Raw genomic sequence first — 17,872 nt, 5'->3', positions numbered from 1 at the left:
TGCGATCTTGTCTCAATCGATGCTCGAAGGCAGCGTTGAGAACCTGTCTCCGCGAACACCAGTTCGTCGGCAACGAAGTCGTCAGCGTGAGTGGGTTGGTGGGAAAGTGCGATGTTTCAGCGTGCATTGCTGAAGCAGCGTTTGCTTTGCTGAGCGGCGGAGGGCAGGGCAGCTCAGGACATCACACTGCAGTGCGTCACCATTGTATCAACGATGATTCCGACACGCCAAAATGATTCCCTTCCTTTTCAAAGGACTCGTCCCGACGACAATGCATCGCGAGCCTATCTGAAAATTTCACGGCGTTTTGTTGCCTTGTCGGCTTTTGTCCTGCTCTCGTTCAACCATGCGAGTTCGAACTGAATGAATTCCGTTTCTTACTCCAGCATGATCCCCGGAAAAGCGGATGATGTGGTCGTCTACTTTGTCTATGGAACGTTGTGCCTTGGCCAATGCCGTGAAAAGTGTTGGCCGCTTACGCCGCTGAGCGTCCATCCGGCCTGGGTCGAAGGCACGCTTTTTGGACGCGAGGACTACCCGGCGTTGCGACCAGGAAACCAGCGAGTGGGCGGCGAATGCTGGTTCTTTGCGAAACGAGATACTGAACGTGTCACCACGGTTCTCGACGAGATTGAGGTCACCAATCAACCGGGACACCCTAATTTGTACGATCGCGTGGAATTGCGAGCCAACCTGATCGTGTCGTCCGACCTGACCTCGTCAGCCGATCTGAAACCGCAAAACACAGCCGATCCGCGGATATCGTGGACGGCATCCGCCTATCACTACGCGACCGATCCGCTGCTCGACGGCTTCAATCGTTTGACCGAACAGGAAACTGCTTTCGGGAAATTTTCCGTTTGGCCAGCGGAAAAATGGCGATCGACGTCAGTCCTGTGAACCGCGGCCGGGGTTCAACCGAAGTATCAAGGTGAATTCAACCATACCCAACCAGTATCCGTCGGTCGTTTGGCACGCCACAAGCGGATCCAGCTCCTCTGGGGACATTGGGAAATCAAGGTTGCCGTTTTTTCGCCACACTCCTAACATCGAACTGGACGGACGCGCGCAGTCTGCCTGAATGCCCTATTTTGGTAGGCACGCATTCCTCCTAACTCTGTCGGTTTTTCCTTTCACCCGATCGTGATCTATGTCGTTTCGTCAAATCCTTCCCGTCGCGTTGCTCGCGGTGGGGTGCATTGGTTCCACACTGATTCAACTTCCCGCCACCGCGCAGGAACGAACCGTCGAACGGGCTGCACCGGAACAAGCTGCTCCGCCCCAGCCCTCGCCTCAGGACAAAGTGATCGCGAAGCTGATCGCCCAACTGATGCCCAGCAATCACGTTTCTGGCAAAGATCTCAACGATGAAATCAGTCGTCGAGCTTTGGATTTGTTTCTCGAATCCTTCGACCCGATGAAGCTGTACTTCCTTCAGAGCGATGTTGACGAATTCAATCGCTACTCCGAAGTGGTTGATGACCAAGTTCGCTTGGGCGACCTCAGCTTGGCTTACTACATCTACGGACGATTCACTCAGCGTGTCGATGAACGTGTAGCCGTGGTGATGGAATTGCTCGATGGCGATTTCGATTTCACCCGTGACGAACAAATCATTATCGATCGCGACGCCACCCAATTTGCTCGCGACGCAGACGAAGCTCGCGACCGTTGGCGCCGTCAGATTAAGCTAGCATTGCTCGACTTGCGAAACGAAAAAACAGACGACTCAGAATCCGACGAACCTGAGATGTCGAAAGACGAAATCATGGCTGACGCCAAGGATCAGCTGCGTCGCCGCTACGCTCGATACGCTCGCCGTTGGAAACAAACCAGCTCCGATGATTTGCTGGAACTGTTCCTGTCGTCGGTAACCAACGGCTACGACCCTCACTCGACTTACATGTCGCCAGCAACGCTGGAAGATTTCGCGATCAGCATGCGTCTGAACCTGGACGGCATCGGTGCGTCCTTGGGCGAGAAAGATGGCACCACGGTTGTGCGTCAAGTCATTCCTGGTGGAGCGGCTGATTCACACGGCAAGCTGAAACCAGATGACGTGATCGTTGCCGTCGGCCAAGACGCCGAAGGCCCCATGGTCGATATCGTTGAAATGCCTCTCAAAGAAGTCGTCAAACTCATCCGTGGCCGTGCGGGCAGCGTTGTTCGCTTGGCCGTGCGTCCTGGTGGAACCGGCAACGAAGAAATCTTCAAAATCGTTCGTGCTCGCATCGAACTCGAAGACTCGGCCGCTCGCGGTGAAGTCATCGACCACGAGATGCCAGGGCAGGGCAAAGTCAAATTGGGCTACATCAATCTGCCCAGCTTCTACATGGACATGGAAGCCGCTCGTCGAAACGAAACGGACTATCGCAGCAGCACACGCGACGTCGAACGAATCCTGCGAGACTTCAAGTCGCAAAACGTCGGCGGCGTCGTCCTCGACCTGACTCGCAATGGCGGAGGTAGCTTGACCGAAGCGATCAGCCTGACTGGATTGTTCATTGATCGTGGGCCAGTGGTTCAAGTCAAGAACTCGGATGGATCGGTTCAACAGTACTCGGACGATCAAAGCGGCACCGTCTGGGACGGCCCATTGGTTGTTGTGACCAGCAAACTGAGTGCGAGTGCCAGCGAGATTTTCGCCGGTGCAATCAAAGACTATCACCGCGGCATCGTGGTCGGTGACCCAGCCACGCACGGCAAGGGCACTGTCCAAACGCTCATGGACATCGGACAAAGCCTGTTCCGCAACAACAACGCCAACTACGGCGCATTGAAAGTTACATTGCAACAGTTTTATCTGCCCGACGGCGAGAGCACTCAGCTCAAAGGCGTCGAAGCTGACTTGGTACTTCCAAGCATGACCAGCAAGCTGCCAGTTGCCGAAGGTGACCTCGAATACGCATTGGAATTCGACAAGGTGCCGTTGGCGAAACACAGCCTGTACGCGATGACGCCGGACAGCCTGCTCAACTCGCTTCGCATCAACTCCGCCAACCGAGTCCAGCAGGACAAGGAATTCAGCGAACTGATGCGTCGTATCGAGCTGTACGTTCGCGAAAAAGACCAGAAAAGCATTTCGCTCAACGAAGAAGAATTCCTGCGACGTCGCGCCGAACGCAAAGCTCAAACGGAAGCCGAAGAGGAGGAACTCGATGAGGTCCTCAACAACGACGAGATTTTCCGTGACACGTATTACAACAAAGAGGTCATGAACGTGGCCCACGAATACGTGACTGGACTGCGTTCTCAGAACTTGGCTGTTGCAAAATAGCCCGCATGCTATCCTGGTCGTTGCAAGACGAGTGGGCGGGGTGACCGCTGGCACGGTTCGCGGTTCCCGCGTTTCCGGCTGGAGGAAAGTCCGGGCTCCGAAGGGCAGGATGGTCGATAACGTCGACCGGTCGTGAGGCCAGGGAAAGTGCAGCAGAGAGCAGACCGCCGAACGGTGACGCCGCTTGCGGTGTCATGCGTGGTGAGGGTGAAACGGTGCGGTAAGAGCGCACCAGCGATCAGGGTGACTTGATCGGCTCGGTAAACCCCATCCGGAGCTAGACCAAACAGGGTGCATCATCGAGGCGGCCCGCCTCGTTATCGACATCCGGGTAGGTCGCAGTGGAGGCGACGAGCAATCGTCGTGCACAGATAAATGGTCACCGTCGATGCTCGCATCGGCACAGAACCCGGCTTACAAGCCCACTCGTTTTGCTTTTCTTTGTGCCCTGAGACTCATGGCGATCTCCGACCCGAACGATCGATACGTCCGCCAAGCACAGTTTGCCCCAATTGGTGAAGCGGGCCAAGCACAAATTGAATCCGCACGTGTCGCGATCCTGGGCTGCGGTGCCCTCGGTTCTGTCGCGTCGGAATTGCTCGTACGCGCGGGAGTTGGGCACATCCGTCTGATCGATCGTGACCTGATTGAATGGAGCAACTTGCAACGGCAAAGTCTCTACGTTGAATCCGATGCGGAGCAAGCCCTCGCGAAAGCCGAGGCTGCTGCAGGTCATCTGCGTCGTATCAATTCCAGCGTGGTGATCGAGGTAGTCGTCGCGGACATTCACCCCGGCAACATCGCCGAGAACCTTCTTGACGTCGACTTGGTGATCGACGCAGCCGACAACTTCACCCTGCGATTGCTGCTCAATGACTGGTCGCTTTCGACAAGCACTCCATGGGTGCACGGTGGTTGTGTCGGTGCCAATGGACAAGTCCGTTTCTTTGCGGGCGTGTCTCCTTGTTTTCGGTGCCTCGTCCCGGAGGTGCCCGACCCTGGAGAAGTGGCGACTTGCGATACCGCAGGAGTGATCGGCCCGGCGACACATTTGATCGCCAGCCTACAATCCTCCGAAGCCCTGAAATTCCTTTCAGGCAACACATCTGCAATCAACCCACGAGTGCTGTCGATCGATCTTTGGCGAAATCAAATTCGCGAGGTCGCCATCGACGAAAATTTGTCGAGCCAATGCCCGGCTTGCTCGGGTGGCCAACGCGAATTCCTTGATGCGGCGGAAGCGGGCGTCTCGCAAGCGGAAACACTTTGCGGTCGCAACGCGGTGCAGATTCCCGGTGGAACTCGCCGCGTTGACTTGAGCAAGATTGCCGAGCGTTGGAACAGCGTCGCAACGGTCCAAGCGACACGCTTCTTTACGCGTCTTCAGCTACCGGACGATCAAACACTGACTCTCTTTCGGGACGGTCGAGCGGTGATCAGCGGAGTCCGCGACATCCCTCACGCCAGATCCATTTACGACCGCTACGTGGGCTCGTAGCCGGATTCGCCAGAATTCGGTTCACAATCCCGTAGGCCATGTTCCACATGGCGCACACGCCGATGCTTTGGAACAAAGCGAGGCGTCATCCAATCGCTTTCGCAAGAGCAACCTCCACCGGCCAACAACCATCGCCAGGTACAACCTGGCCTACGATCGCCGCACCAACTCGTAGCCGGATTCACCAGAATTCGGTTCACGCTCCCGTAGGCCATGTTCCACATGGCGCACACGCCGATGCTTTGGAACAAAGCGAGGCGTCATCCAAACGCTCTCGCGAGAGCAACCTCCACCGGCAAGGAACCATCGCCAGGTACAACCTGGCCTACAACCGCCGCTCCGACTCGTAGCCGGATTCGCCAGAATTCGGTTCACAATCCTGTAGGCCATGTTCCACATGGCGACCACGCCGATGCTTTGGAACAAAGCGAGACGTCATCGAAACGCTTTCGCGAGAGCAACGTTCACCGGCCAAGCACCATCGCCAGGTACAACCTGGCCTACAACCGCCACCCCGACTCGTAGCCGGATTCGCCAGAATTCGGTTCGCAATCCACGTAGGCCATGTTCCACATGGCATCCACGCCGATGCTTTGGAACAAAGTGAGGCGTCATCCAAACGCTTTCGCGAGAGCAACCTTCACCGGCCAACAACCATCGCCAGGTACAACCTGGCCTACAGCAGCCACCCCGACTCGTAGCCGAATTCGCCAGAATGCGGTTCGCAATCCTCGTAGGCCATGTTCAACATGGCGCCCACGCCGATGCTTTGGAACAAAGCGAGGCGTCATCAAAACGCTTTCGCGAGAGCAACGTTCACCAGCCAAGTGCCATCGCCAGGTGGAACCTGGCCTACGATCGCCGCGTCTATTCGTCTTTCGGAACCGGGTATTTGATCGCGTTGCGGATCATCTTGGCCCGCAATGTGGTCGACAAATCAATGTCCAATTTGTTCGCGATCGCGAGCAGGTATGCCAAGCAATCCGCAACCTCTTCCCCGACATCATGAAGCTTCTGCTCGTCGTCCTTCACCCGGGCGGATTCTTCCGGCGTGAGCCACTGGAAATGCTCCATCAGCTCCGCGGTTTCAATCGCCAGCGACATCACCAAATTTTTGGGCTGGTGGAACTCATGCCAATTCCGTTCATCAACAAACTGATGCACGATCGCTTTCAATTCATCGACGGTGGCAACGTCGTCTTTGCGAGGCGGTGAGGTCACGCCAATTCCAATCGATCGTCTTGAACGCTGACCACACGTGCCGTGATCAGATCGTTTTCACGAAGAGCATCCGCTTCGCTCGCGTTTTCAGGACGCTCGATCGATCCCAACGCGTAACGACATGTGGTTCCCTGCAAACGCCCGTCAGGTGTCACCTCTTCAACCAGCAATTCCAAATTGGAACCGACCAACGTTTTGTAGTACTGTTGCCGTAGCTCAGCTTCGACCTCACCCAACCGATCGACTCGTTCGGAGATCAACCCTTTGTCGAGTTGGTCGTCACGTTCGGCAGCCGGCGTGCCTCGACGAGCAGAATAGGGGAACGCGTGAATCTTTGAAAATCCAGCTTCGCGGCAGGTCCGCAACGTTTGCTCGAATTCCTCCTCGGTCTCGCCCGGGAATCCGGCAATGATGTCGGTCGTGATCGCTGGTCGGTCCAATGATTCACGAAGCAGACGGCAGCGATCGAGAAACATCTTCGTGCCCCAGCGTCGACGCATACGACGCAGAACCGAATCGCTTCCTGATTGCAAGCACAGGTGCAGGTGCGGGACGACCTTCTCAGGGAACTCGGCCATCACGCCAATCAGTTCCCGAGTGACTTCGGTCGCCTCAATGCTGCTCATTCGAATTCGAAACTGGCCGGGGATCTGACACAGATCCTTGACCAAGTGAGCCAACCGCACCCATTCCTCGCGAGGTTTGTTGCGGTTCCAGTCGACTCCGTAGTGGCCCAAATGGATGCCGGTCAGGATGACTTCGCGGTGCCCGGCGTCGACCAGGCGAGTGACCTCGTCAACGATTTCTTGGCTGGGCCGTGAATGCAGTTTGGGACGCACCATCGGGATGATGCAGTAACTGCAACGAAGCAAGCAACCATCTTGGACTTTGACATACGCCCGTTTGCGGCCTGCGAACCCGGACAAACCGGTGGGCACATCGATGACGCCAAAGCGGCCCATCAAATCGCCGAGTTCTCGCTTGTCGGTCAGAACTTCGACAACGCCTGGCAGGGCACTGACTTCCTCAGGAGCTCGCGTGGCGTAGCAACCCATCACCACGATCCGGGCGTCTGGATTTTCGCGATTCAGACGCCGGACAACCTGCCGACTTTTCGCGTCACCGGTTTCGGTGACCGTGCACGTGTTGACGATGCACAAGTCAGCCGATTCGCCATCGCTGGCGTCTTCGTACCCGATCGTTTGCAGGCCCTGCCGCACCAGTTCGGTTTCGTACTGGTTGACTTTGCAGCCCAGTGTGCGGGTTCGAAGTTTCGCCGTCATCAGAAAAGAATGCTCGTTCAGCCTCGGGCCCGCTCAGCCGCGAGCAGGTTCAATGGTGGCAGACATGCTGCCTTTGCAACGGTCCAGTCGTTCGTCTTTGCCGAACGCATGAATTTGATCGCGTTTGAGTTCCGCCAGTTCCAATGTTGTGGTCATGCAAATCGCGCGGCCGCTTTTGTCGACCTCTTTCGCGACCTGATAGCCTTTTTCGATGGGCATGCGGAACAAACGCTTCATCATCGAAATCACGTAGTCATAGCTGTGGTCGGTATCGTCCCACAAAATGACATGGTAGGGCGGTTGTCGTTTCGGTTTACGATCGCTGCGTTGTTCTTCTTCCGTGACCACATCGGGCTCGGCAACGGCGGCGGAATGATCGGACATGCTTCCAACAACTCCTGGTGAAATTTGGGGCAACAGCGGCGTCTCATCCTGCCGCTTGGTGGTCCTGTTTTGGTTCGTGAAGTGCTATTGTAAAGACGTCCAGATGGACCTGTTAGTCCTCAAATACGGATTTTTCCGCATTCGACGGCACGCTGCTCGATTCTCTTTCGCAATGCAATTTGATGTCCCAACCCGAACAATCTTCCTCATCCGCGTCTCAGTTGCCCGCCGAAGTTCAGTCGCGATTGGACGACGGCAAACAGCGTCACGAAGCCGAATTGATTGAGTGGTTGAAAATCCCAAGCATCAGCAGCGATTCGACCCGCCGCGACGACGTTCACCAGGCCGCCACTTGGTTGCTTGAAAAGATGAACGCGGCCGGCCTGCAAACCGAATCCATCTCCACCAACGGATTCCCGCTGCTGGTTGCCTCCACCCCGCCAGTCCCCGGTGCCCCCGTGGCCCTGGTTTACGGGCACTATGACGTCCAGCCACCTGAGCCGCTGGATCTTTGGACCAGCCCACCGTTCGAACCCGTTGTCCGCGACGGCAAGGTCTTTGCCCGCGGTGCAACGGACGACAAAGGCCAAGTCCTGACGCACATTCACAGCGTTTGCGATTGGCTCGCCAGCGGACAACCCTTGCCGCTGCAAATCAAATTTTTGATCGAGGGCGAAGAGGAAGTCGGCAGCCAAAACCTGGACGATTGGTTGCCCGAGCTCGCTGAAAAGTTGGCCTGCGACGTGGTCGTGGTCAGCGACAGCAGCCAGTACGCACCGGGTCGGCCCGCCGTGACGTGCGGCCTGCGAGGCATTGCAACGTACGAATTGTTCGTCGACGGACCGAGCCACGACCTGCACAGCGGCAGCTTCGGTGGTGCGGTCGCCAACCCCGCCATGGCTCTGTGTCAGTTGCTAGCCAGCATGAAAGACGCGAACGGGAAAATCGCAATCGAGGGCCTGTATGACGATGTCGCCCCGATTACCGACATTGAACGCGAGGCTTGGAAGAAACTCGGTGCCGACGACGCCGAATTCGCGAGCAGCGTCGGTGCGTCCGAACTGCACGGCGAAGCGGGTTACACAACCGATGAACGACGCTGGGCGCGTCCCTCGCTCGACATCAACGGTTTGACCTCCGGACATCAAGGCGAAGGCGTCAAAACGGTTTTGCCTGCCAAAGCGTCCGCGAAGTTCAGCTTCCGATTGGTGCCCAACCAAGACCCGAAACGTCTGACCGGGTTGATCGAATCTCACCTCGAGCGTCATTGCCCGCCGGGTATCCGCTGGACGCTAAAACCCGATCACGGTGCCGGTGCGATGTTGGCGGATGCCAACAGCCGCTACGCCAAGGCAGCCAGCGTCGCGATCGAGAAAGCGTTCGGAACACCACCCGTGATGATTCGCGAAGGCGGCTCGATCCCAATCCTGGCTCGGTTCCAAGAAGTCCTGGATTGCGATTGCTTGCTTCTCGGTTGGGGCCAAAACGACGATGCCGCTCACAGCCCCAACGAAAAGTTCTCACTCGAAGATTTCCACCGAGGCATCCAAGCCTCCGCCTCGCTCTGGCAAGCCATCGCATCCGCGTGAGGTGGGACGTGGCATTCGCGGTTCAGTCCCCCGCACAACCAGTCGCGGATCGATCGGTCGCGATCAGATCAGGCACGAACGAATCCGGCAGAACCAGTCGCGGAGCGACGACAGCCAATAGCCTTGGGTTTCAACCCAAGGTTTTTTGACGCCACCCGCGCCACCCAAGTCACGGAGCGACGGCAGCCGGAAACACCTCGCAACCACCTGTCGCCACTCCGCGGCTTGCCGGCATTCGTGCTGCCACTCCAAACCTCGGGTTGAAACCCGAGGCTGACAAATTTCACCGCTCCGCGGTTGCATTCGCGGAGACCGCCGGCGACGGAAAACCCGCGATCAATAATCGGTCGCGGCACCGCCGGTTTCGGCGATCGACACCGTGCTGCCTTTGACCGCTTGGCGGACCTGACGCGTCTCGACTTCTTTTTGCAGACGCGCGATCGCTTCTTTGATCGGCATCGATCCGAGGTCGCCTTCGATTCGGTCACGCAGCGCGACCTGTCCTGACTCAGCTTCCTTTGGCCCCACAACGGCCATGTAGTTGACCAAGTCAATCTGGGCGTTGCGAATCTTGGCTTGGACCTTTCCATCGGATGCATCGACGGTGACTTTGAACCCGGCTTCGTCGAGTTGCTTGGCCACCGCGGTCGCGTATTCGACGGACTTGTCCGACAACGGCAACACACGAATCTGCTCGGGCGACAACCACATCGGGAACGCACCAGCAAAATGCTCGATCAGCATCCCGGTGAATCGTTCCAGCGAACCAAACGGTGCGCGGTGGATCATCACGGGGCGGTGAGTCGCATTGTCGTTGCCTTTGTATTCCAGCTTGAAGCGTTCGGGCAGGTTGTAATCCAACTGCACCGTTCCCAACTGCCACGAACGACCGATGCAGTCACGAACCATGAAGTCCGCTTTGGGACCGTAGAACGCTGCCTCACCGGGCTCTTCGTTGAACGACAAACCGGACTGTTCCAGCACACCTCGCAGAGCACCTTCGGCGTGATCCCAGTTCTCTTCGCTGCCGACGTACTTGCTGCTGTCCGGATCCCGCAGCGACAACTGCACGCGGTAATCATCCAGCCCAACGGACTCGAGCACGAACTTGGTCAACTCGATCGTTGCACGGAATTCTTCTTCGACTTGATCGGCGGTGCAGAAGATGTGCGCGTCGTCTTGCGTCAGACCACGCACCCGCATCATCCCGTTCAGTTCGCCGGTTTGCTCGTGACGGTAAACGGTTCCGAACTCAAACAACCGCAGCGGCAACTGACGATACGATCGCGGCTGGGCACCAAAGATTTGACAGTGGTGAGGGCAGTTCATTGGCTTGAGCAGATAACGCTCGTGATTCAATTGCCAGCGATGCAGCACATCCTTTTTCGCGTCGTTGGACGCCGACGGTTTGTAATCGGGCAGTTTGACGCCAAACACTTCCGCCGCCGCGATCAACTTGTCTTCGTCGTCCTTGGACAAATCATCTTTGTCGAGCCGAGTGCTCCACGCGTCCAACAATCCACCGACTTCGCTGCCGAACAACGGAGCAAACTGGCTGTCGCGGTAGTAAGGGAAGTGGCCGCTGGTTTCGTACATTTCCACGCGACCGATGTGCGGGCTGTACACCGGATCGTAACCACGCGAAAGCAATTCGCGACGCAAGAAGTCTTCCAACGTGACGCGAACGCGAGCTCCCTTGGGCAACCACAAGCACAAACCTTGCCCGACTTCAGGATTGATCGCGAACAGACCGTGCTGTTTGCCCAGCACGCGGTGGTCACGGCGTTTGGCTTCTTCGATCTGCTCGAGGTAGCTGGCCAACTCTTTCTTATCAAAGAAAGCGGTTCCGTAGACGCGTTGCAACTGACGTCCCGAAGCGTCGCCTTTCCAGTACGCGCCCGCAACGCTCAGCAGTTTGATCGCTTTGATCATGCCGGCGTGAGGAATGTGAGGTCCGCGACAAAGGTCGACGAACTCGCCCTGACGATAGAAGCTGACCGTGGCCTGATCGCCCAAACCGGTTTCGATGTGTTCAACCTTCAAGTCTTGATCGAGGTCATCGCAAAGTTTGCGGGCTTCGTCACGTTCGAGCACAAAACGTTCGAACGGTTCCTTGGCTTTGATGATCTTTTTGATTTCCGCTTCGATCTTTGGAAAATCGTCTTCGCTGATTTTCTCTGGCATGTCGAAATCGTAATAAAAACCACCCGAGGTGGTCGGACCGAACGCCAGCGAAACGCCTTTGTAGATTCGCATGATGGCGCGAGCCATCACGTGAGCGGCCGAGTGACGCAGCACATCGAGAGCCGATTCATCACGCGTGGTCAGCAAACGAAGCGGAACCACATTTTCATCGTCAGCGATTTCGCCGAGAGGACGGAATGAATCAACAATGGTGCCGTCGACTTCGGCGGCCACGACGCTGCGGGCAAGACCTTCGCTGATCTCTTTCGCGACATCCATCGCGGTGGCGTCAGCGGGTTGGGTTTTCAGCGAGCCGTCCGGCAGTCGGACTTGAACTTCGGCGGCCTGGGAAGAAGCGGGGGACGAAGGGGAATCAGCGGACATCAGACAATTTTCTTTCTGAACAAGGATGGGTCGCGAGATACGAAGTCGCGAATCGACTGCCAAGAATAGCGGTTCAGGGGGGGACAGCAGAAGTTCAGTTCGAGTTCGCCTTGGGTTTCCACGGCCCTTTCGGCGACAAAACCACCCCTGGCATGACTCGACAAAGCAAAGTCGCGACATTCCTCCGCACTTCGCGACGCAGACAGCTCTATTCAGTTGCGATGACTCCGGAGGTGGACCAAAATGGAACTTGCCCTCCAAATTCGCTCCTCACCCACCCCCGCCTCGCGAATGCCTGTGTCTTTTTCCCCCGTGGTTTCCGCCGCGGCGAGTCCGATTTCGCTCGGTTTCAGCGTCCTCACGCTCCTTCTCGCCTCGGTCTTGCCGGCAAACGCGGATGAGGTCTCTTTCCAAGAAGACGTGCGGCCGATTCTTTCGAACCATTGTTTCGCCTGTCACGGCCCCGACGAAAACAACAATGCAGCGGGATTCCGGCTGGATATCGAGGGCGAAGCCGATCTGGACGAGGTGCTGGTCCGGATCGAATCGGAAGATCCCGATTCGATCATGCCGCCGCCGGACATGCACAAGCCACTGAAGCCCGAGCAGATCACGATTCTGAAACAGTGGATCGAGCAAGGTGCTCCCTATGAAACGCACTGGGCATTTGTCTCGCCGAGCAAACCGCCATTGCCCGATCTGGTGCACGATGAGTGGGATGCCCCGATCGATCGCTTTGTGAGTTCCAAGATGGAATCCAAAGGACTCACCCCGCGTCCCCGAGCCGATCGACGAACATTGATCCGCCGTCTGTCACTGGACCTGACCGGATTGCCGCCGACCGCCGAAGAGATCGATGCGTTCCTGAACGACGATTCCGAAACCGCTTATCAAGACTTAGTGGATCGCATCATCGCGAAACCTGCGTTTGGCGAGCACATGGCGAGGTACTGGTTGGACCTCGTCCGGTTCGCTGACACCAACGGGATGCATCACGATCACTACCGGGAGATGACACCTTATCGCGATTGGGTGATTCGTGCATTCAACGAGAACCTGCCGTTTGACCAGTTCATTGTCGATCAAATCGCCGGCGATCTGCATCCCGATCCCAGCGTCGATCAATTGACCGCGTCAGGGTTCAACCGGTTGCACCTGATCATCGATCGCGGGACAGCCTTGCCCGAAGAGAGCTTCGTCAAGAATGTCGTCGATCGAGTATCTGCGGTCGGCACGGCGTTCATGGGTCTGACCCTGCAGTGTGCTGTTTGCCACGACCACAAATACGATCCGATCTCGCAGAAGGATTTCTATTCGCTGTACGCGTTCTTCAACAACTTCGACGGTGGTCCCGAAACCGGAGGCCGTCGCGGCACCGATTTTCAACGCGGGCTGCAACCGCCATACATCGAATTCCCGACGGAAGAACAATCCCAAACGCTGACACGCCTCAGCGCCGAGATCGCTCGCCTGCAAACGGAAGCGAAAGACCTGCAACCCAAACCGGAACCAGACAAACAAGCTCCCGACGCTTCCAAACTTCACCCTCCCTCTGAGAGGGTCGAGCGAAGCGAGGGGAGGGCCGAGCCCCAAACATCACCAGAACAGCGCAAGCAAAAACTGCAACAGGTTCAAGCCGCGATCGCGAAGCTGAACCAAGAACGCGACAGCGTTCTAGTGAACGTCCCCGCGACGCTCGTGATGAAAGAGCGAGCTGAAATTCGTCCCGCTCACATCCTGATCCGCGGTGCCTACGATGCCCCCGGTGAAGTCGTCACTCGCGACACGCCTTCGTTCCTACCACCGCTACCAGGTGCCGACGATCCCGACACGCCGAAAACACGCATGGATTTGGCGCAGTGGATGGTGGATCCAACCAACCCGCTGACCGCCCGCGTCGCTGTCAATCGTTTCTGGCAGCAACTGTTTGGCGTCGGACTGGTCAAAACATCCGAAGACTTTGGCGCCCAAGGCCAACTGCCGTCGCATCCCCAATTGCTCGATCACCTTGCCATCGAATTCATCGATTCTGGCTGGGATGTGCAGGGTTTGATGCGTTCGATCGTCAACACAGAAACTTATCAGCAGTCATCGATCGCCCCTCCAGAATCCTTTGTCGCCGACCCGCAGAACCGATTGCTCGCTCGCGGTTCTCGCTATCGTCTCGACGCAGAAGTGATTCGCGACCAAGTGCTCTCCGTTTGCGGTCTGCTCAGCCCGACGATGTACGGAAAAAGTGTCAAACCACCACAACCGGAAGGATTGTGGAAGATCGTTGCGATGCCAACTTCGTACCCCAACAGCTACGTCCCCGACTCGGGTGAGAAAGCCGTTCGTCGAAGCGTCTACACGTTCTGGAAACGCGGTTTGCCACCGCCGCAGATGACCATCTTTGACGCACCCAACCGCGACAGTTGCATTGCCAGACGCGAACGAACCAACACGCCGCTGCAGGCCCTCATGCTGATGAATGAACCTCAGTTCTTCAGTGCATCGACGACGCTGGCCAAACGATTGCTCGATGATGAAACGTTGAATGCCGAAGACGGCGGCCATCAAAAACGTTTGGCCGTTGCCTACGAAACCATCACTTCGCGACCGCCAACCGATGCGGCTCTCGAATCGTTGTCGCGATCGCTCGAGACCTTTCAATCGCTGTATGAATCTCAACCGGGCCAAGCCACCGCACTCGTGCAACGATGCACGGATCCGGTTGTCCAGTCCGTGACATCCGCGCCCGACCAGGTTCGTTTGGCCGCATGGACTATGGTGATTCACTCCATCTTGAATTTGGATTGTGTTCGAACGCGGGAATGACGCCACTTTCCCGACTGCAAACCGCCAACGAATCCGAACCATTCTTTCACAGACCTCGCCATGAACACTTCGCAAAACGCCGCTTTCCAAACGCTGGCCAACCTATCGGGTCGACGTCAGTTCTTGCAGCAATCCGGCATGGGACTCGGAGCAACCGCGTTGGGATCAATCGTCGCTCGTGCTAACGCCAACGAAGCCAAATCGATTGACAAGCAAGCAACGGACTTGAAGGCCGGTGAGTTGGAAGGTCTGCATTTTCCCGCCAAAGCCAAGCGGGTGATCTTTCTGTTCATGGCGGGTGCCCCCAGCCAAATGGATTTGTTCGATTACAAACCCGAGCTCGCCAAGCAGTTCAAGCAACCGCTGCCGCCCAGCGTCAGCAACGGGCAACGAGTCACCGCGATGACTCGCGGCACGAAACAAATCATCGCGCCATCGATGTTCGAATTTTCGCGGCATGGCGAAAACGGGATCCATCTCAGCGAACTGTTGCCTCACCTCGGAACCGTGATCGATGACATTTGCTTGATTCGATCCACGCACACGGACGCGATCAATCACGACCCGGGCAAAACGCTGTTCTGCACCGGATCGGAAATCCCCGGCAAAGCGAGCTTGGGTTCTTGGCTGAGCTACGGCCTGGGTCGGATGAACGAAAACCTGCCCGACTTCATCGTGCTTAACTCCGCCTTCTGGAGCGGCGACAAAGCCAACATCCAAGCTCTCTACAGTCGATTGTGGGGATCCGGTTATCTGCCGTCCAAACACCAAGGCGTCTCGTTCCAACCTTCCGGTGATCCGGTTTTGTTCCTTTCCAATCCGGAAGGTGTGAACCGCGAAAGCCGACAAAAGATGCTGGACTTGGTCACGGATTTGAATCGCCAACACATGCAGCAAATCGGTGACCCAGAAATCCTGACGACCATCGCTCAACAAGAGATGGCGTTTCGAATGCAAGCCTCGGTGCCGGAACTGACCGACTTGAGCCAAGAGACCGAAGACACGTTGGCGATGTACGGCCCGGAAGTCCACAAGAGCGGCTCGTTCGCTCGCAACTGCTTGATGGCACGCCGAATGGTCGAACGCGACGTTCGATTTGTGCAACTGTTTCACCGCGGATGGGATCACCATTCACACTTGCCGAAGAAGATTCGTGGCCAAGCTTACGATGTTGATCAACCATGTGCCGCCTTGATTCGCGATTTGCGGCAACGCGGAATGCTCGATGACACCCTGGTCGTTTTCGCGGGAGAATTTGGACGCACGACGTATTGCCAGGGCAAACTGACGCACAAGGATTATGGACGCGATCACCATCCACGTTGCTTCACGACTTGGATGGCCGGCGGTGGTGTCAAAGGCGGCATCACGCACGGCGTCACCGATGACTTCAGTTACAACGTCGTTGAAAACCCAGTCCACGTGCGAGATTTCAACGCAACGATTTTGCACCAATTGGGAATCGATCACGAACGGTTGACGTTCCCGTTCCTCGGCCTCGATCAACGATTGACTGGCGTGGAAGAAGCCCACGTCATCCACGACATCCTGGCTTGATGAATTCGGTTCTTTCGAGAGTGTTGATTGATTGAGCCGTCAAGGCGTTCGCCTGGACTACGAAATGTTTGGGCTTGTGGTGGCCATGCGTTTGCGCAGGTTTTCATCCCGGTAGGGATGCCGGATGGTAGCCGTCGGTAAGCGATAGCGCCACCGATGGACACGCCCCCACGCCGCCACTCTCCATCCCGCCGTGGCCTTTGGCCACGGCGGGATGGAGAGTTTTTCTGGGGCTCGTTTTCCAGGGGTACGCTGCTACGCAGCAACCCCCGGCTACCATCTGAAATCCCTACCGGGATGAAGAAAGACAGAAACCGGAAGAAAAATTGCATTCGCTATCAGAACGCCAATAGCAAACGTTTCGCACAGGGTTTGACAAGTCAAAGCGAGCCGACTTAGAAATGCGTCATGGATTTCACCGCGATCGATTTTGAAACGGCGACGCGTCGCTCAGACAGTGCCTGTCAATTGGCGGCGGTTCGCGTTCGCGGCGGAGAGATCGTTGATTCGGCGTGCTGGCTGATTCGCCCGCGACCGTTTGTGTTTTCACCCGCCAACATTCAGATCCACGGCATCACTCCCGGGATGGTGCGGGAGGAACCCGAGTTCGGCGAGTTGTGGCCGGAGATCCAATCCACGCTCGGCGATGATTGCTTGATCGCTCACAACGCCAGCTTTGACCTCGGCGTGTTGATGGCTTGTTTGGAATCGCACGACCATCCTGTTCCCGACATGCAATACAGTTGCACGCGAGCGATCGCCCGTCGGACTTGGCCCCAGCAACCTCGCTTTGGGTTGAAACCACTGTCGGATTGGTTGGGCATTCGGTTCCGCCACCACGATGCTCTGGAAGATTCGATCGCTTGTGCCAAGATCGCTTTGGCCGCGGCGGAAGACTCGGGGGCGACCAGCCTGGAGACTTTGGAATCGAAGCTTTCCTTGTCTCGGGGCAGTGCAGGTGCTTGGGGAAAGAAAGGGCCAACGTCCAGGCGTGCATCGACCCGACGAAAATCTTCCCCGCGTCGCTCGCCGTCACGGGCTCCCGAAGTCGCGATCGCTGGATCGACGATGACTAGTTCCACCATTTCGAACTCGACGGCCGGATCCGCCTCGTTCGCCATCGAGCCGCCCCGTCCCTGCGGGATCAGCGACAGCGGCGTGGATTTGCAGCGATTGATGATTCGTGCCGACTTCATTCGACCGCTCGAGGGACGCAAAGTGGTCTTCACCGGGGTGCTTCAAAAGCTGCAGCGGGAGGAAGCTGAAATGCTGACATCTCGTTGCGGAGGAAAGTGCCAATCCAGCGTTTCGCGAAAAACGGACTTGGTCGTCGTCGGTGACCCCGATTCGCGAACGGTTCAGGCAAGTCGCACGATGAGCGTCAAAGAGGCGACCGCTCGACAGCTGGCAGCCGAAGGAGCCCCCCTGAGAATCATGACGGAACACGAGTTTCTGGAAATGATCATCGCGATGTGAACATTCGTCCTACCGACGAATTTGCCGCCAATCTGGGGCTGCAAGGTGGATCCTACCAAGAGTTCTCGGCGAATCGATTTTGATCCGATCCCCGGTCCTCTGCGCCGAGGGCAAACCGTGTTATCCTTCCCGAAATTTTCACGGCAGGCGTCGTCGAACCTGAGCCCCCACAGCCGGTGGGCTCTCGACCAAATCGTCAGCC

General features: G+C 57.0%; 11 protein-coding genes, 1 other RNA gene and 7 pseudogenes. 15 read left to right on the top strand and 4 right to left on the bottom strand.

Translation table 11 applies throughout. The annotated features are described in order from the left end of the window. Window positions 1–363: 363 nt before the first annotated feature. The 11 genes and pseudogenes from RB_RS25250 to RB_RS25215 all read left to right on the top strand — a co-directional run. Window positions 364–900: a gamma-glutamylcyclotransferase family protein gene (locus RB_RS25250; protein WP_011123595.1), complete on the top strand. Its 537-nt coding sequence runs from the start codon at window positions 364–366 to the stop codon at window positions 898–900. Between the two features lie 250 nt (window positions 901–1,150). After that, window positions 1,151–3,277, top strand: a complete 2,127-nt coding sequence (locus tag RB_RS25245) for a carboxy terminal-processing peptidase (RefSeq protein WP_007329904.1) — start codon at window positions 1,151–1,153, stop codon at window positions 3,275–3,277. Between the two features lie 28 nt (window positions 3,278–3,305). Continuing rightward, window positions 3,306–3,710: RNase P RNA component class A (rnpB, locus tag RB_RS25240), an RNA gene on the top strand. A gap of 24 nt (window positions 3,711–3,734) precedes the next feature. After that, window positions 3,735–4,775: a ThiF family adenylyltransferase gene (locus RB_RS25235; RefSeq protein ID WP_164922490.1), complete on the top strand. Its 1,041-nt coding sequence runs from the start codon at window positions 3,735–3,737 to the stop codon at window positions 4,773–4,775. Window positions 4,776–4,779: 4 nt separating this feature from the next. Further along, a pseudogene (locus RB_RS28715) lies at window positions 4,780–4,869 on the top strand (hypothetical protein); the annotation flags it as partial. Next, a pseudogene (locus RB_RS28710) lies at window positions 4,854–4,985 on the top strand (hypothetical protein); the annotation flags it as partial. The pseudogenes RB_RS28715 and RB_RS28710, both read left to right, overlap by 16 nt. Then, window positions 4,931–5,044 (top strand): annotated as a pseudogene (locus RB_RS28705) (hypothetical protein); the annotation flags it as partial. The pseudogenes RB_RS28710 and RB_RS28705, both read left to right, overlap by 55 nt. Then, window positions 5,029–5,160: pseudogene (locus RB_RS28700) on the top strand (hypothetical protein); the annotation flags it as partial. The pseudogenes RB_RS28705 and RB_RS28700, both read left to right, overlap by 16 nt. Then, window positions 5,130–5,228, top strand: a pseudogene (locus RB_RS28695) (hypothetical protein); the annotation flags it as partial. The pseudogenes RB_RS28700 and RB_RS28695, both read left to right, overlap by 31 nt. After that, a pseudogene (locus RB_RS28690) lies at window positions 5,204–5,407 on the top strand (hypothetical protein); the annotation flags it as partial. The pseudogenes RB_RS28695 and RB_RS28690, both read left to right, overlap by 25 nt. Next, window positions 5,340–5,573, top strand: a pseudogene (locus tag RB_RS25215) (DUF1589 domain-containing protein); the annotation flags it as partial. The pseudogenes RB_RS28690 and RB_RS25215, both read left to right, overlap by 68 nt. Window positions 5,574–5,642: 69 nt before the next feature. Here RB_RS25215 and RB_RS25210 read toward each other — a convergent pair. From RB_RS25210 to RB_RS25200, 3 genes are read right to left on the bottom strand one after another with little or no spacing between them, the layout of a single operon-like run. Next, on the bottom strand, window positions 5,643–5,996 hold the full coding sequence (locus RB_RS25210) for a nucleotide pyrophosphohydrolase (protein WP_007329333.1): 354 nt from the start codon (window positions 5,994–5,996) through the stop codon (window positions 5,643–5,645). Then, entirely contained in the window at window positions 5,993–7,279 is a 1,287-nt protein-coding gene (gene mtaB, locus RB_RS25205) for a tRNA (N(6)-L-threonylcarbamoyladenosine(37)-C(2))-methylthiotransferase MtaB (RefSeq protein ID WP_011123590.1), read from the bottom strand. The genes RB_RS25210 and mtaB overlap by 4 nt, the downstream gene beginning before the upstream one ends. Before the next feature lie 33 nt (window positions 7,280–7,312). Next, window positions 7,313–7,663, bottom strand: coding sequence for an ATP-dependent Clp protease adaptor ClpS (locus RB_RS25200; RefSeq protein ID WP_007329331.1), 351 nt, complete (start codon window positions 7,661–7,663; stop codon window positions 7,313–7,315). Between the two features lie 182 nt (window positions 7,664–7,845). On the opposite strand from RB_RS25200, the gene RB_RS25195 reads away from it, so the two are divergent. After that, on the top strand, window positions 7,846–9,252 hold the full coding sequence (locus tag RB_RS25195; RefSeq protein ID WP_011123589.1) for a dipeptidase: 1,407 nt from the start codon (window positions 7,846–7,848) through the stop codon (window positions 9,250–9,252). A 336-nt stretch (window positions 9,253–9,588) separates the two neighbouring features. On the opposite strand, the gene thrS is transcribed toward RB_RS25195, so the two are convergent. Beyond that, on the bottom strand, window positions 9,589–11,820 hold the full coding sequence (gene thrS, locus RB_RS25190; protein WP_007329329.1) for a threonine--tRNA ligase: 2,232 nt from the start codon (window positions 11,818–11,820) through the stop codon (window positions 9,589–9,591). Between the two features lie 312 nt (window positions 11,821–12,132). Here thrS and RB_RS25185 point away from each other — a divergent pair, with 312 nt between their 5' ends. The 3 genes from RB_RS25185 to RB_RS25175 all read left to right on the top strand — a co-directional run bounded on the left by RB_RS25185 (window position 12,133) and on the right by RB_RS25175 (window position 17,670). Then, window positions 12,133–14,637, top strand: coding sequence for a DUF1553 domain-containing protein (locus RB_RS25185; protein ID WP_164923041.1), 2,505 nt, complete (start codon window positions 12,133–12,135; stop codon window positions 14,635–14,637). A gap of 60 nt (window positions 14,638–14,697) precedes the next feature. Next, on the top strand, window positions 14,698–16,194 hold the full coding sequence (locus tag RB_RS25180; protein WP_011123584.1) for a DUF1501 domain-containing protein: 1,497 nt from the start codon (window positions 14,698–14,700) through the stop codon (window positions 16,192–16,194). Between the two features lie 408 nt (window positions 16,195–16,602). Next, window positions 16,603–17,670: an exonuclease domain-containing protein gene (locus tag RB_RS25175; RefSeq protein ID WP_011123582.1), complete on the top strand. Its 1,068-nt coding sequence runs from the start codon at window positions 16,603–16,605 to the stop codon at window positions 17,668–17,670. Window positions 17,671–17,872 lie beyond the last annotated feature (202 nt).

The organism is Rhodopirellula baltica SH 1 (assembly GCF_000196115.1).
GTDB lineage: Bacteria > Planctomycetota > Planctomycetia > Pirellulales > Pirellulaceae > Rhodopirellula > Rhodopirellula baltica.
The sequence above is the reverse complement of the archived record's forward strand: the minus strand, read 5'-3'. Positions and strand labels throughout refer to the sequence as shown.